General features: G+C 64.7%; 9 protein-coding genes. 6 read left to right on the plus strand and 3 right to left on the minus strand.

The window, feature by feature from the left end; all coding sequences use genetic code 11:
- Nucleotides 1-103: 103 nt before the first annotated feature.
- Complete coding sequence (locus ACZY1F_RS11825; protein WP_111909281.1) at nt 104-319, minus strand: helix-turn-helix domain-containing protein; 216 nt, start codon at nt 317-319, stop codon at nt 104-106.
- Between the two features lie 152 nt (nt 320-471).
- Between ACZY1F_RS11825 and ACZY1F_RS11830 the strand changes: the two genes are divergently transcribed.
- Genes ACZY1F_RS11830 through ACZY1F_RS11845 form a run of 4 tightly spaced genes read left to right on the plus strand, consistent with a single transcriptional unit; the run spans nt 472 to nt 8,829 of the window.
- Nucleotides 472-1,113 (plus strand): hypothetical protein, encoded by a 642-nt coding sequence (locus tag ACZY1F_RS11830; RefSeq protein WP_463941863.1) that lies wholly within the window; start codon nt 472-474, stop codon nt 1,111-1,113.
- The gene (locus ACZY1F_RS11835) at nt 1,113-2,420 is read left to right on the plus strand and encodes a CpaE/TadZ family protein (RefSeq protein WP_463941864.1); all 1,308 of its coding nucleotides are present in this window, start codon (nt 1,113-1,115) and stop codon (nt 2,418-2,420) included. Before ACZY1F_RS11830 ends, ACZY1F_RS11835 begins: the two co-directional genes overlap by 1 nt.
- Nucleotides 2,421-2,477: 57 nt before the next feature.
- Nucleotides 2,478-7,331 carry an NAD-glutamate dehydrogenase gene (locus ACZY1F_RS11840; protein ID WP_463941865.1) on the plus strand — a complete coding sequence of 1,618 codons (4,854 nt, stop codon included), beginning with the start codon at nt 2,478-2,480 and terminating at the stop codon, nt 7,329-7,331.
- A 28-nt stretch (nt 7,332-7,359) separates the two neighbouring features.
- Nucleotides 7,360-8,829: a sensor histidine kinase gene (locus ACZY1F_RS11845; protein ID WP_463941866.1), complete on the plus strand. Its 1,470-nt coding sequence runs from the start codon at nt 7,360-7,362 to the stop codon at nt 8,827-8,829.
- Between the two features lie 174 nt (nt 8,830-9,003).
- Here ACZY1F_RS11845 and ACZY1F_RS11850 read toward each other — a convergent pair whose 3' ends face one another.
- Nucleotides 9,004-9,252, minus strand: a complete 249-nt coding sequence (locus ACZY1F_RS11850; RefSeq protein ID WP_003804966.1) for a WhiB family transcriptional regulator — start codon at nt 9,250-9,252, stop codon at nt 9,004-9,006.
- Nucleotides 9,253-9,483: 231 nt separating this feature from the next.
- Here ACZY1F_RS11850 and ACZY1F_RS11855 point away from each other — a divergent pair, with 231 nt between their 5' ends.
- Nucleotides 9,484-9,921 (plus strand): hypothetical protein, encoded by a 438-nt coding sequence (locus ACZY1F_RS11855; RefSeq protein WP_463941867.1) that lies wholly within the window; start codon nt 9,484-9,486, stop codon nt 9,919-9,921.
- Nucleotides 9,922-9,935: 14 nt separating this feature from the next.
- On the opposite strand, the gene ACZY1F_RS11860 is transcribed toward ACZY1F_RS11855, so the two are convergent.
- On the minus strand, nt 9,936-13,949 hold the full coding sequence (locus tag ACZY1F_RS11860; RefSeq protein ID WP_463941868.1) for an FtsK/SpoIIIE domain-containing protein: 4,014 nt from the start codon (nt 13,947-13,949) through the stop codon (nt 9,936-9,938).
- A gap of 257 nt (nt 13,950-14,206) precedes the next feature.
- Between ACZY1F_RS11860 and ACZY1F_RS11865 the strand changes: the two genes are divergently transcribed.
- Nucleotides 14,207-14,797, plus strand: a complete 591-nt coding sequence (locus ACZY1F_RS11865) for an acyltransferase (RefSeq protein WP_463941869.1) — start codon at nt 14,207-14,209, stop codon at nt 14,795-14,797.
- The last annotated feature ends 4 nt before the right edge of the window (nt 14,798-14,801 follow it).

Consider the following 14,801-nt stretch of genomic DNA (forward strand, 5'->3'; position numbering starts at 1 on the left):
TGTCCAGACAATCCAAATTCCGGGCCCTTTGCAGGCGATTATCTGGACAAAAACTGCGGACCGGGGTCGGAGCCGGTATCGGCGGCAGCCGCCCGGGCCTGGGTCAGCCCTGCTTGGCTTTGGCTTCCTGGATCACGCGGCTGGCCTCGGCGTAACGCTCCTCGATGTATTGTTCCAGCATCTTTTCCTCGACGCGCCACTGCCCCCGGCCACCCACCTGGATGGCCTTCAGTTCTCCGCTGCGGACCAGGGCATAGGCCGCCGGTGAGTTGATCTGCAGTTGTTCAGCAACATCGGCAAGAGTGAGGAATCTGGGCATGGTTCCATTTTGCCATTGAAGGTGCCATCTGGTGCGGTTATCCACAGTTTGATGTTGTTTGGTGTTTTGACTTTCGTTCCGGGGCCCATGCCGTAACAATGAGGTGTCCGGGCGCAGCCAACGGACTGGGCCGGAGCAAGGGGGAGAAAAGCATGAGTCACGATGCAGCTAGTACGGGTGCCCGGTTGAAACCACCGTCGTGGAAGGATCCCCGACTGCTGGTTGGCCTGCTGCTGGTCCTGGCATCGGTGGTGGGAGTGATCTCCCTGGTTGGCAGCGCCGATCAGACCACCGAGGTTTACGCGGCCCGGGATTCCATTGCGGTGGGGGAGAAGCTGACCGCGGACAATGTGGTCCGGGCTAAGGTCCGCCTGGGTGAGACTGAGCAGCATTACGTCACCGTTGAGGCAGGGCTGCCGGACGGTCTGGTGGCAGTCCAAAGAATCGGCAAGAACCAGCTGGTACCCAGGGAAAGCCTGGCCACTGTGGATGCGTTGGACCGCAAGCCCGTGGCCGTGACCATTGATGAAGCACTGCCGCCGCAGGCGGTGGCCGGGACCCGGGTGGATGTCTGGGTTGCCTTGCCGGATGCGCGAAACGGTTTCAGTGAGCCAAAGCTCCTGCTGCCGAGCGCGGAAATTGCGCAGGTAACCACGGGCTCCACGGCTTTGGGGTCCTCCCGCAACACAGTGCTGATGGTGCTGGTTGCTGACAGCCAGATGCCGGCGATCCTCGGCGCGCAGGCGAACCAGGCCAAGATTTCAGTGGTGTGGAACCCGGGCGGCGGAGCCTAATGAGCATCCCCGTGGTCACCGTGGGCCAGGCACGCGAGGACGTGGTGGGCGGGTTGGAGCGCCTGCACGGCCCCGTTACTGTGGTCCGGCGCTGCGCCGAACTGACTGAACTGCTGGCCGCCTGCCAGAGCGGCCTGGCGCGGGCAGCGGTTGTCGCAGATGGCAGCGAGGGCTTGACTGCTTCGCTTGTTGACCGGCTCGGAGCCGTTGGCGTTGCGATTATCGCCCTCACGGATGACGCGGCCGAAGCCGCCAGGCTACGGGGGATCGGTGTGGCGTCCGCGCTGACCGGAGTGGAGTCTGCCGCCCTGGCCGGCAGGATTGCCGAGGTGGTTGCCCAGCTGACCGGCACTGCCAAGGAGGCGACGTTCGGGAGTGGGCTGGGGGATACCAGTGCTGCGTTGCGCCAGCGTCCCGCCGACCAGGCGGATGTGCCGTTGGCCTCCGGGGCGGGCAAAGTCATTGCCGTGTGGGGTCCCGCCGGTTCACCTGGCCGTACCTTCGTTGCGGCCAACATCGCGGGGGAGTTGGCTGCAGATGGCAAATCCGTGCTCCTTGTCGACGCCGACAGTTACGGGGCGAGCATCGCGGCAGTCCTTGGCCTGCTGGATGAATCTGCCGGACTAGCGCAGGCCTGCCGGCTTGCGGACCAGGGATTACTCGACGCCGAGGCGCTGCTGAAGGTGGCCACGCCTGTCACTACCAAGCGTGGAACTTTCCGGGTCCTGACCGGCATCACGCGGGCCGACAGATGGACGGAATTACGGGCCGCTGCCCTGTCGCTGGTGCTGGAACGCGCGAAGGAGGTTGCCGACGTCGTGGTTGTGGACACGGGTTTCTGCCTGGAGGCGGATGAGGAGCTCAGCTTCGACACGATGGCTCCGCGCCGGAATGCCGCGACCCTGCGCAGCCTGGAGCTTGCGGACACCGTCTATGCCGTGGGGGCCGCCGATCCCGTTGGCGTTCCTCGGCTGGTCCGCGGACTGGCCGAGCTCGAGTTGGCAGTTCCGCATGCGTCGCCTGTTGTGGTGATGAACAAGGTTCGGGCGGCGGCGGTGGGGAGATCCCCGGAACGCCAGCTGAAGGATGCATGGGGGCGGTATGGCCCCTCGGCGCAGATCGCGGCTTTCCTGCCCGCGGACAGCCCCGCTGCCGACGCGGCGCTGCTGGGCGGCTCTCTGCTGCTCGAGACAGCGCCGGATTCCAAGCTCAGACGTGCGATCGCCGACTTGGTTTGTGCACCTGTCCAGCGATTTTCGCAATCCTCTGTATTTTCTTCCACACCGAGGCTTCAGCGAAAGGGCTAGGCTCACCGTAGGAGCTGCAACGGTGCAGCATCAAACTTGTGATGGAGGCGTTTGTTGATGTCGTCTGGATCCAGCGTGGAGGATCAAGCCTTGGCTATTGGTGACCGGGAGGGATTCCTGGCGGATTATTACCAGCATCTTGCCGAAGAGGATGCCCGGACTTATTCCCCGGAGGCGCTGGCCAGCCGGGCGGAAACCCACCGTGGTGTCGCCGCGAACCGGCAGCCGGGCCAGGCGCAGGTTGCCGTCGTCAACGAGGCGGACAGCAGCGTTGTCTATGTCGTCACGGACGATATGCCTTTCCTTGTTGACTCGGTCAACGCCGAGCTGGTGCGCCAGAACGCCGCCATCGGGCTTGTGCTTCATCCACTGTTTGTGGTGACCCGGAACCGGGAAACGGGGCAGTTGGTCAAAGTTGATCGCGTCCCGTCCCACATCGGTCTCTCCAGCGGTGATACGGCGGCGATGCCCATGCTGTCGCACCTCATCGCGCAGGGCGAAAACGCCTCGCACATGGAGTCGTGGATCGCCGTGGAAATCAACCGCGTCTCCGACGAGGCAAAGGCGTCGTTGCTGGACGGGCTGGACCGCATTTTGGGAGACGTGCGCGCCGCCGTCGAGGACTGGCCTAAGATGCGCAACAAGGCCCAACAGATTGCCGCGAGCCTGGACCAGGTGTCCCACCCGGCCCAGATTGCCGAACTGCGGCAGGCGCAGGAACTTCTGCGCTGGCTCGACGGCGGCAACTTCACCTTCCTCGGTTACCGTGAGTACGACCTCGTGACCGTCGAAGGTGAAGATGTACTGGAACTGCGTGAAGACAGCGGCCTTGGACTGCTCCGGGCGAAGCCGGGAGCTCCGCACATGCAGCACCTCACCGACGCCGGCCGCAAAAAGGCCCGGGAAAAGCGGGCACTGGTAATCACCAAGGCAAACTCGCGGTCCACCGTCCACCGCCCCGCGTACCTGGACTATATCGGCGTGAAGAGTTTTGACGCGGCAGGCAACGTCACCGGCGAGCGCCGCTTCATCGGCCTGTTCGCGACCAGCGCCTACGCCGGATCCGTCCGGAACATCCCCGTTGTGCGCGAAAAAATTGACGCCGTGCTGGGCAATGCCGGCTTCCCCCCGGACTCTCACTCCGGCAAGGACCTCTTGGGGATCCTGGAGACGTACCCCCGGGACGAGCTGTTCCAGATCGAGACCGAGGACCTGGCGGCTACCGCAACCGGCATCCAAAAATTGCAGGAGCGGCGGCGGACCCGGCTGTTCCTCCGGCCGGACATCTACGGCCGTTTTATGTCTGCGTTGGTGTACCTTCCGCGTGACCGGTACACCACCAATGTTCGGCTCCGCATCGAGGAAGAACTACGGACCACGTTCCAGGCTGAGTCCATCGACTACGAGGCGCGGATGACCGAATCGGCCCTCGCGCGCCTGTTCTTCCGGATCCGCCTGCCCAAGGGCAGCGAGGTCAGCCACTTCAACGCCGATGAGCTTGAAGCGCGGCTGGTCCGGGCGGCCCGTTCCTGGAGTGAGGGCATCGCTGAAGTCCTACGGGAACGCGGCGCCGATGAGAAGGCCAAAGAGCTCTCCGCCATCTGGTCGGAGGCTTTCCCGGCCGGCTACCGGGTGGATTACGAGGTCGAAGACGCGCTGGAGGACATTGCCCGTTTCGAGAGATACGGGGCCGAAGCCGAGCGCACAGCCGGTGCAAGGCAGGAACGGCCGGGCGTCCACGTGTACTTGCCCAAGGGAGCCGGTGAAGTCCTCGAAGAGGATGCCCGCGTCAAGCTGTACATGTTGGAGCCCAAGAGCCTGAGCCAGATCTTGCCGTTCTTCCACAACCTGGGACTCGAGGTGCTGGATGAGCGGCCCTTTGAGATCGAGACGGCTGACCAGCGGGACTTCTTCCTCTATGACCTCGGGCTGAAATATCCCGCCGGCATTGATCCGCTGGCCACGGGACAGCTGCTGGCAGATTCGTTCGGTGCCGCCGTATCCGGCGCCGTTGAGTCGGACAGTTTTGACCGGCTGGTGCTGCGTGAGGGGATGCAGTGGCGCCAGATCACGGTCCTGCGGGCCTACGCCCGGTATATGCGGCAAATGGGAAACACCAACTCGGTGGGCTTCATGGCGGACACTCTGCTCGCCAACCCCGATGTCACTAAGGCCCTGACGGCTCTTTTCGCGGCCCGGTTCGACCCCGCCCTGAGCGGGACCGAGCGCCTTGCGGCGCAGGAGAAGGTCCGCGGCGAGCTGTCGGCTGCCATTGACGAGGTGGCAACGCTCGACGCCGACCGTGTGCTGCGGACCTTGGCGAACCTGATCGAGGCGACCCTACGCACCAACTACTACCAGTACAAGACGCACCTGAGCTTCAAGCTCGATCCCGCCAGGATTGAAGGTCTGCCGTTCCCGCGGCCGATGTTTGAAATCTGGGTCTATTCCCCGCGGGTCGAGGGAGTCCACCTCCGCTTCGGCAAGGTGGCCCGCGGCGGCTTGCGCTGGTCAGACCGGCGCGAGGATTTCCGGACCGAGATCCTTGGCCTGGTGAAGGCGCAGACCGTCAAAAACGCGGTTATCGTTCCCACCGGGGCCAAGGGCGGTTTCTTCGCCAAGCGGCTGCCCGACCCTGCCGCGGACCGTGCGGCGTGGATGGCTGAGGGTGTCGAAAGCTACAAGACGTTCATCCGGGGTCTTTTGGACCTCACCGACAACCTCGTTACCGGAGCCGACGGCGAAACTGTAGTGCCGCCGTCAGACGTTGTCAGGCACGACGACGATGATTCCTACCTCGTGGTGGCGGCGGACAAGGGGACAGCCACGTTCTCTGACATCGCCAACGGGCTGGCGGCAGAATACGGGTTCTGGCTCGGCGACGCGTTCGCCTCCGGAGGTTCGGTGGGCTATGACCACAAGGCCATGGGCATCACGGCCCGCGGCGCCTGGGAGTCGGTCAAACGTCACTTCAGCGAGCTCGACGTGGACACCCAGACCCAGCCGTTCAGCGTGGTGGGCGTGGGAGACATGTCCGGGGACGTGTTTGGCAACGGCATGCTCCTATCCCGGCACATCCGGCTGCTGGCTGCCTTCGACCACCGGCACATCTTCCTGGACCCCGCACCGGACACGGAATCGTCGTTCGTGGAACGGCAACGGCTCTTCGAACTGCAGCGGTCCTCCTGGGACGACTACAACAAATCCCTCATCAGCGAAGGCGGCGGCGTGTACGCCCGCCAGGCCAAGTCCATTCCGGTGTCGCCGCAGGTCCGGGCAGCCCTGGGCCTGCCCGAGGCGACCACCGAGCTGAGCCCGCCGGAGCTTCTCCGCGCTATTCTGCTCGCCCCCGCCGATCTGCTCTACAACGGCGGGATCGGAACGTACGTCAAGGCCAGCACCGAGTCCAACGCCTCCGTGGGTGACAAGGCCAACGACGCCATCCGCGTGGACGGCAAGGACCTGCGGGTCAAGGTGGTGGGCGAAGGCGGAAACCTGGGCATGACGCAGCGCGGCCGCATCGAAGCCGCCCTGCAGGGCGTCATCCTGAACACCGACGCGATCGACAACTCGGCCGGCGTCGATTGCTCCGACCATGAAGTGAACATCAAGATCTTCGTTGACCGGATGGTGGCCGCGGACAAACTGACTCCGGACGAGCGGGCAGGCTTCCTCGCCTCCATGACGGACGAAGTGGGGCGGCTGGTCCTCGAGGACAACGTGGACCAGAACATCCTGCTCCTGAACGACCGGATGCGCGTGGCCGAGTGGAGCCCCAGCTATGAGCGCCTGATGGACTGGCTGGAAAAGTCGGCCGACCTCAAGCGTGACCTTGAAGCGCTGCCCAGCACCGAAACGCTGCGGGAACGCCTAAGCCAGGGCCAGGGTCTGACATCACCGGAGCTCTCGGTGCTGGCGGCCTACGCGAAGATCGAGCTGGCCTCGGCGCTGCGTGACAGCGACCTCGCCGACGATCCGTGGTTCCGCGGGACGCTGCGCGCGTACTTCCCGAAGCAGCTGCGCGAGCGGTTCGACGCCGAACTGGACACCCATCCGCTGCGGCGCGAGATTATTGCCACAGTGGTGGCAAACGACATGATCAACATGGGCGGTATCACCTTCGCTTTCCGCACCATGGAGGAAACCTCGGCCACGGAGGTGGCTGTGGCTAAGTCCTTCGTGGCGCTCCGCGAGATCTTCGACCTGAACACGATGGTGGGGGAGCTGAACAGCCTGCCGGCGTCGTTCCCCACCGAGCACTGGAGCACGGTCCACCTGGACATCCGCCGTCTGCTGGACCGCGCTGTCCGGTGGCTGCTGGCCCAGGGCGGCACGTCCCGGCCCATCGCAGATACCGTGGCCGAATTCAAGCCGCTCCTGGACCCGATGCGCGCGCGGCTGCTGGATTATCTCCGTGGCGATGACCGTGACCGGGTTGGCACCTGGCTGGAGACTGCCCGCGGATGGGACCTTCCGGAGGGGCTTGCCTTCCGGTGGGCAGAGCTCTTCGAGAGCTTTGTCCTGCTGGACATCGCCAAAATCGTGCATGCCCGTAAGGAGCCGGTGGAGGAGATTGCGGCGGTCTACTACACCGTGTTCAACCGCTTCCACGCTGACTCGCTGCTAGAACGGATCAGCAGCCTGCCGCGCCAGGACAGGTGGCAGGCATTGGCTAGGGCAGCACTGCGGGATGACCTCTATTCCACCGTTTCGGACATGACGACGGCGGTACTTGAGTCGACGGTGGCCGGGGCATCTGCGGAGGACAGGCTGAAAGACTGGGAACGCCAGAATGCCGAGCAGCTGGGCAGGGCGAAGAGCATGTTTGACGAGGTCAACTCGCTCGAAGCCGACGATATGGCGTCACTGTCGGTAGCATTGAGGCTCTTGAGATCAATCGTCCGACGCTAGGAATCCCGGCGTCGTAACTGGAGGTGCAGTGGCAATCTTTACGGACCCCATCAGGGAACACGCTGATTTCGGGCCGGGCGATGCCGAATGGCTGCACCTCCTGGTGGGCGACTGGCAGATGGTCGCTGACCTGGCGTTCGCTGACCTGGCGTTGTGGTTCCCGCACCCGGATCATGGCTATGTGGCGCTGGCGCATGTCAGGCCGTCCACCACACACACCGTGTTCCACGGCGACTTTGTGGGCGAGCCCATCCGGCAGGACCTGCAGCCGCTGGTGGATAAGGCCTGGAGCAGCCGTGCCATCGAGCGGTCCAGTGAGACCAACTGGAGCACGGACATGGCGTTGCGGGTGGAGGCTGTGCCAATGGTCCGCAACGGCCGGACCCTGGCTGTGGTGACCACTCACATGGACCTGTCCAGTTCGCGGATGCCGTCCCGTCTGGAGCTGACGTACCGGCAGTGCGCCTACGATCTCCTGCGGATGGGAACGCTGGGACTGTGGCCCGATTTTGCCTCGCCCACCGGTTCGCGCCGTGGCGCGCCTCGTGTCGGGGACGGGCTGATCAGGCTCGATGCCGAAGGAATTGTGCAGTACGCAAGCCCCAACGGGGTATCGGCCTTCCGGCGGCTAGGCGACGGCGAGTCGCTGGAAGGCCGTTCCCTGGCTGAAGTGACCGCCGGGCTGCTGAAGGACCGGAGGCTGGTGGACGAGACGCTGCCGCTGGTGGTGACAGGCCGGATGCCGTGGCGCAGCGAGATTGAATCGCGTGGCGTGAGCCTGTCACTGCGGGCCATCCCACTGCGGGATGAGCAGCAGCGCTTTGGTGCGCTGGTGCTGTGCCGGGACGTGTCCGAACTGCGGCGGCGGGAAATGGAACTCGTCACCAAGGACGCAACCATCCGCGAGATCCACCACCGGGTGAAAAACAACCTCCAGACCGTAGCGGCCCTGCTGCGTATGCAGTCCCGCCGGATGGTCAGCGACGAGGCTAAGCAGGGCCTGGAGCAGGCGATGCGTCGTGTGGCCACCATTGCGCTGGTCCACGAGACACTTTCACAGGGATTGGCTCAGAGCGTTGACTTCGACGAGCTGATCGGCCGCCAGTTCAGGCTGTCCGCCGAAGTCGCTTCGCCGTCGCAGCAGGTCAAGACCGAGCGGTCCGGACTCTTTGGCGAACTGCCCAGCGACTTCGCCACCCCGCTGGCATTGGTCATCAATGAACTCGTGACCAACGCCGTCGAGCATGGCCTCGAAGGACGTACGGGCACCGTCTGGCTCATCGCGGACCGCTCCGAAGAGGAAGACGGCGAGGAACTGCTGACCGTCACTATTGCCGACGACGGAGTGGGACTGCCGGATACGCCGCACGTAGAGGGACTGGGGCTGCAGATTGTCCGCACGCTGGTCACAAGTGAGCTAGGCGGCTCCATCGCGTGGCACCCGCGCGACGGCGGCGGAACGGCTGTCCAGATCCGCCTCAGTCTGGCGGCCAGGTAGCCAGTGGGCATAGGCCGGTGACTACCCGCTGGTGACTTAACCGCCGATGGCCGCAACCTGGAAGGGTTGCGGCCATCGGCATGTCTGTTAATTGTGGGGCTGCTAGGACCGGACCTGGTAGGACTGGGCCCGGGGGACCGAAGCTGGTTGGACCGCACCTAGGAGGCGCGGCACTTAGGAGGCGCGGCGGGCGCGTGCGGCGCGGCGCTTAAGGGCGCGACGTTCGTCTTCGCTCATACCGCCCCAGACGCCGGCGTCCTGGCCGGACTCGAGAGCCCACTGGAGGCACGTGTCAACGACGGGGCAGCGGCGGCATACGCTTTTGGCTTCCTCAATCTGGAGGAGGGCAGGACCTGTGTTTCCTACGGGGAAAAACAGTTCCGGGTCCTTGTCGAGGCACGCCGCGCGGTTACGCCAATCCATGCTGATCAGTTGCTCCAATTCTGGGATAAGCCGTTTGTGAAATAATTCACTAGTAGCTACAAAGGAAAAGGGCCCTGAGGGGCCCCCTTGGTCATCTCAGTCAAGCCTGTCATGTTAACGCTGTGTAAACAAGGGGTAATACAGCTTGAAATCCCCGGATAGCTGAGCGATACATCACACGGGCATTGCCGACCCCCGCCACCGTCCGACTATCTCCGGTAGGGTGCCAGTGTGTCAAGACCCCCCATGAACCCTGCAGACCCGCCGCCTTCACCGCGCCCCCGCGGCATTATGGCGATAGCCCTCGTTGTTGCAGCCGAAGCCACCGCGCTCTTGGTTGCAGCCGCTTGGTATGGCTACGAACTCCTGACGGGTGCGCCGGTCACGTCGTTTTGGGGTGCCGTTTTTACCCTGGGGCTGTTGCTTGCTTTCTCGGCCTGGCTCTATTCGGTAGGGCATTTTCTCTTCCGCGGTCGCCGGTGGACGCGGGCAGCGGCGCTGGTAGCCCAGTTGTTTGTCCTAACTATCGGCATTCCGACCCTTACAGGCGGCGTGATCTGGGCTGGGATCGCCATGGTGGTGCCGGCCCTTGCGGCCATAGTGCTCCTGTTTGACAAACGTGTCATCAGCTACGCCTCCCGGACAGGGGATTCGCCTCCGGCGTTCTAGGTGTTACCCGGCGTTTAGGCAGCCATACCGTCCAGCGACTGATCCGGCGGTACCCAGCCCAGCTGGACGGCCAGGGCGCGGCCGTTCTGAATGAGAATGCTCCGTCCCGGTGGCGGGTTGGCTTCCGCCTCGAATCTGACTCCTAAGAGGTCGCCGTCCATGAAGGTCCGGGGTGCGATCAGGATGCCGCAGCCCAGGTTGCGTGCCTGCAGCGCCAATGGAACCCGCTGGGCGAGTATCGGACTGTACCCCGCAGTCATCACCACCGTGATTCCAAGCGCGTTGAGGTCGGCAAGGTCGCGGTTGACGTCCGGCGGCAACAGGTCCGCATCGTCAACCAATGCCACCGAGTTCCGTTCCACACCGCCAGCGGTGGCTTGGCGCAGGATCCCGGACCAGTACGCCCCAGGCTCGGCAACCGGCTCCGGCTGGAGCCACGGTCCGGTTTCAGGGTTGACGCCCGGTAGGAGCCGGAGAAAAGACGACTTGCCCGACGACGGGCCGCCCAGCACGGCCAGCACCCCGCCCGCCGGCACCCGGACGGAAACGGGTTCAAGTTCGTCGCCGCCCACACCGATGCGGAGGGTGCGCTGCCCTGGCACGGCCCTGGTTTTCAGTCCGGCCGGGATCTGGACGGCCGCCCTTTCATCTATCCGGGCCGCCGGTGCCATGACCGGCAGAGGCTCCACCCGGAATGGTCGACGCCGCAGATAAGGCTGTTGCGGTTGGGCTGCTTCCGGATCCCGTGTGTCACCGAGGGGAGCTGTGTAGAACTGGCAGACTGCGGTTCTTCCACCCGATAGCGCGCCCACGGCCACGCCCCTACCGACCACGGACGCAGTCGAAGGCAGTTTCGGCCAGGCAATCCGGCTGTCGTCGCTGGATCCGGTCGGGAAGTACACGCGGTTGGGAACGGCTGCGAAGAACCTGGCAGTGACGAGTTCCCGCTGACCGGAGATGATCACCGTGATACCGGCTCGGCTGCCATCACGGACAAGGTCATGGAGAACGTCCTCGGCCCACGCCAACGGCCCAGCACGGAAAGCCGAGAGCCATGCTCCCCAGCCTGCGATCACCAGCACCAGCGGTATGTCGTCGCTAGCGGCGGGACGTCCCAGCCGGTGGGACTGCTCCCGGGCCAGACGCTCCAGGATGCGTACGGCGCGGCGAAGCTCATGAAGCCCTGCCCTGGCGCCGACCCGGTAGTGGGAAGCCAACCCCGCGAAAGAACTGTCCGGGTCCAGCACATATAAGTGCGATTCCCGGGTGTGGGATGCCAGACGGAGGACTGCGAGCCGGATTCCCTCAGCCACCCCTGATTCCGGACCGCCTACAAACGCCAGGTGTCCGTGGCCGGCAGGTTCCCAGTTCAAAGGGGCAGTTCGTTGCTCGGCGGGCAGGTCCATCAGGCCGAACGCTACGGACCAGTTGGCTCGGCCGTCGGCATTGGCATTGTCCCGTGCAACGTCATGGTCAGCTTCGTGGCTGTCATCAGCGGGCTCGCGAGTAGGCGACCCTGCGGGTTCGGCGAGGAGCCAGGGGAGTGGTGCAGCAATCGGCTTCCGGATTGCTGGACCGTCCATGGCCTGCCACAATCCGGTCATGGAAGCTATCAACGGGGCGGTCGCTTCGGCAGGAGTCGGATCACTGCCGGGAGATCCGGAACCCTCCGGTACGGCGGGGGTACTGATGTACTCGGAGGCCAACCATACGAAGACTCCGGCCGGTTCAGACCGGATGGCTCCGGCTGTCATCGATCCGGCCTGGAACTCCATAGGAGCCTCCGTTCCGCGGGCCAGATAAGCCCGGCCCGGCGTATCCACACTTATGTCGGCGGCGGCTTTGGAATTGATGATGTCCACCGATTCCATCTCGGACTGGACGCGCAACGCGATACTGGTGGTGACGTTGGCACGAATGTCGGCCGTCAGCGCCCCCTGGGGCCGTTGCGTGGCCATGATCAGGTGAATGCCCAGGGAACGGCCAATGGCGGCGATCCTCATGAGCTCCCGGAGCGATTCGGGTGCCTCCTCAACCAGCATTCGGAATTCGTCGATGACAATCACGAGGTGGGGAAGCGGCGAGGCCCGGCCCGCCGCAGTCGCCCGGAATGACGTCAGGTCCGGTGCCTGAACTGCCGCCAGGCGCATTTCCCGGAATCTGATCTCGGCGCGGAGCGAATGCAGCGCGCGTTCGAGCTCGTGGCTGCTCAGGTCGGTGAGCATTCCCACGCAGTGCGGGAGTCCGGTCAGGGGCCCAAGTCCCGAGCCGCCCTTGAAATCGACAAAAAGGAAGTTGATGCGGTCCGGTGCGTAGCTGAGGGCGAGGGCTACGGTCAGGCTGCGCAGGAGTTCGGATTTTCCGGAGCCGGTGGTGCCGGCGACCAGCAGGTGCGGTCCGTCGTTTTGGAGATCGAGTGTCCGGACACCCTCAAGACCGAGCCCGATGGGAACGGCTAGCCCGGGCCGGCTGCTGTTTACTGACCATCGCCTGGATGTGTCGGGCGTGGAGTGGGGGAGCATGTCGGCGAGCCGACAGGCCGTGGGGATGGTTCGTCCTGCGTCGCCGGACCGGTTCTCATCCTGCGCCAGTCCGCGGCAAAACCTGTTGAAGACATCTACGGGCGCCTGATCAGAGACGAATTGGATGCTTTCGTCGGCAGCGTTGAACACGGACGAGCGTTCACCGAGTTCCACGTCGGCTGTTGTTGGCACGGTCCCGCCTTCGAGAGCATAAAAGACCTGCCACCCGTGGTCTAAGGCAGTGGCGGTGATTTGGGCCCCGGACTCCGTCCCGTCCAAAAGGAGGAGCACCCCGTGTCCGTGAGAAGGCCCGAAGCCCTGTTTGAGCAGGGTCCCGACGGTGCTGGACTGACAGGACAGCGTGACACCCTCCAGAAAGCGTGCGGCGAGGGGGAGCCGCTCCACCTTGCCATGGATGACCATCCGGGTATTCCGGCCCCGCGGAAAGCCGGCGAGCTGCATCAGTAGTGAGCGCACCAGTCCGTCGACGGCGGCGTGTGGCCCGCGGATGGTGGTGAGGGGCCTGGCCGGGCTGAGCGTGAGCGGCAGTAAACCGGCCGAAGGAATTGCCCGGCCCCGATCCGTGGGCTCAAACCGGAGATTGGCTGGCTGGATGGCCTGGCCCAGCCGCAGCCAGATGCCATCGTTGGCGGCCGGTCCGGCCCGATCCTTCACTGTTGTGCCCGCGATGGTCAGGTCCGAGAGCGGCGGCGCGGCCCGCCGTCGTCGTTCCTGGTCCTGGGTGACAGCGGCTCTGACCGCGGCAGCGAGTTCGCGGCGTTGCCGGCGTCCGCCGATCGCCGGGACCAGGATGGAGATTGCTGAGACGGCGGTGAAGGCCAGGAACATCCACATTCCGGTTAGGACGGCGAGGCCCACGCCGATGACCAATGGCAGCACAGCAGTCAGGAGGAGGGCGCCGCGATTCGTTGGATCGTCGCGGCGGCCGACAACCAACGGCTCGTGGACATCCATCCCCGCGTCAGCCAGTCCGTTACCGGAACGCTCGAGGAACACCAACGACATGGTGGAGTTGCCGCAACGAATCCTGGAGCCGGTCGAAATCTCCGCATTCCGCACGCGCTCGCCGTCCACATTGGTGCCGTTGGCGCTGTCCAAGTCAATGATCGTGATGGCTGTCTCGGTGACCACCAGGCGCGCGTGGACGCGCGAAAGGTCGGCATCGGGGATGAGGATGTCGGCATTGCTGCGGCCCACGGTGTACGTGCCCCGCCGCAGCGGCACAACTGTCCCCGCGCCGGCACCGCTGTGGACGGCCAACGCCAGTGACGCTGGGGGCTCGGAGGCGCGCTTCCGGGACCTGCAACCCGTGAGGTCCGCTCCATCAACGAGCGTGGCTCCGTTGACCAGCGGAGGCTGTCCGAGTGTGAGCTCAGCTACGGGCTGGCTGTCAACAGACACAATCCCGGTCCCGAATTTTGCGGTCAGCGCGGCCTGGAGTTCCGGGCCGGAAGCCCCGAGTGGGCTTTTGATGGTCAGCTCCACGGGAGGTTCCTGGAGAGCTGCGCCCGGGCTCCGAACGAGCGTGCAGTGCAGCGGCATGATGCGAGAGTCCTAACGGTCGGCTTCTCTCTTCAAGCTAGCCGTCGGGCTGGAGCATGTCGCGGGGGTGAAGGCCGTATGTGGATAAAGGCTCAGGGCGTCTCCGCCGGACTCTGTCCGTAGGCCGTGGGCCTCGGTTAGGATCAGTGGCACTACGCCGCACGCAATGTCCGAGCCCTCCACCAGAAGGAGCGATTCCCGTGAGTTCAGTGGAAGCAACTGCCGACGTTTCAGCCAGCTCAGACATCGGTAAGGGGTCGAAGATCTGGCACCTTGCGCAGGTCCGCGAGGGGGCCAAACTGGGGGAGAACTGCATCATCGGCCGCGGGGCCTACATCGGTCCCGGTGTGCTGTTGGGAAACAACTGCAAGGTGCAGAACTACGCTCTGGTCTACGAGCCTGCGGTTCTTGGAGTAGGTGTGTTCATTGGGCCAGCGGTGGTGCTGACGAATGACGTGTTTCCCCGGGCCATCAACGCCGACGGGACGCTCAAGACCGAGGATGACTGGGACAAGGTGGGCGTCACCATCAAAGAAGGCGCCGCGATCGGAGCTCGTGCTGTATGCATTGCGCCGCTGACCATCGGCGCCTGGGCCACAGTAGCCGCCGGCGCAGTGGTGACGCGCGATGTGCCAGACTTCGCCCTGGTGGCGGGTGTCCCAGCCAAACGCATTGGCTGGGTGGGCCAAGCGGGACTTCCGCTGCGTGAGGACAACGGATTGTGGGTATGCCCGCGCACGGGCAACCGCTATGAGGAGCACGACGGCGGCCTGCGGGAGGTGGGGGAATAGCGGC

Source organism: Pseudarthrobacter xylosi (genome assembly GCF_055412765.1).

Excerpts from the sequence above, each read along its gene's own strand:
- ACZY1F_RS11840 (WP_463941865.1), top strand. The coding sequence starts at position 2,478 with ATGTCGTCTGGATCCAGCGTGGAGGATCAAGCCTTGGCTATTGGTGAC.
- ACZY1F_RS11835 (WP_463941864.1), top strand. The coding sequence starts at position 1,113 with ATGAGCATCCCCGTGGTCACCGTGGGCCAGGCACGCGAGGACGTGGTG.
- ACZY1F_RS11825 (WP_111909281.1), bottom strand. The coding sequence starts at position 319 with ATGCCCAGATTCCTCACTCTTGCCGATGTTGCTGAACAACTGCAGATC.
- ACZY1F_RS11830 (WP_463941863.1), top strand. The coding sequence starts at position 472 with ATGAGTCACGATGCAGCTAGTACGGGTGCCCGGTTGAAACCACCGTCG.
- ACZY1F_RS11850 (WP_003804966.1), bottom strand. The coding sequence starts at position 9,252 with ATGGATTGGCGTAACCGCGCGGCGTGCCTCGACAAGGACCCGGAACTG.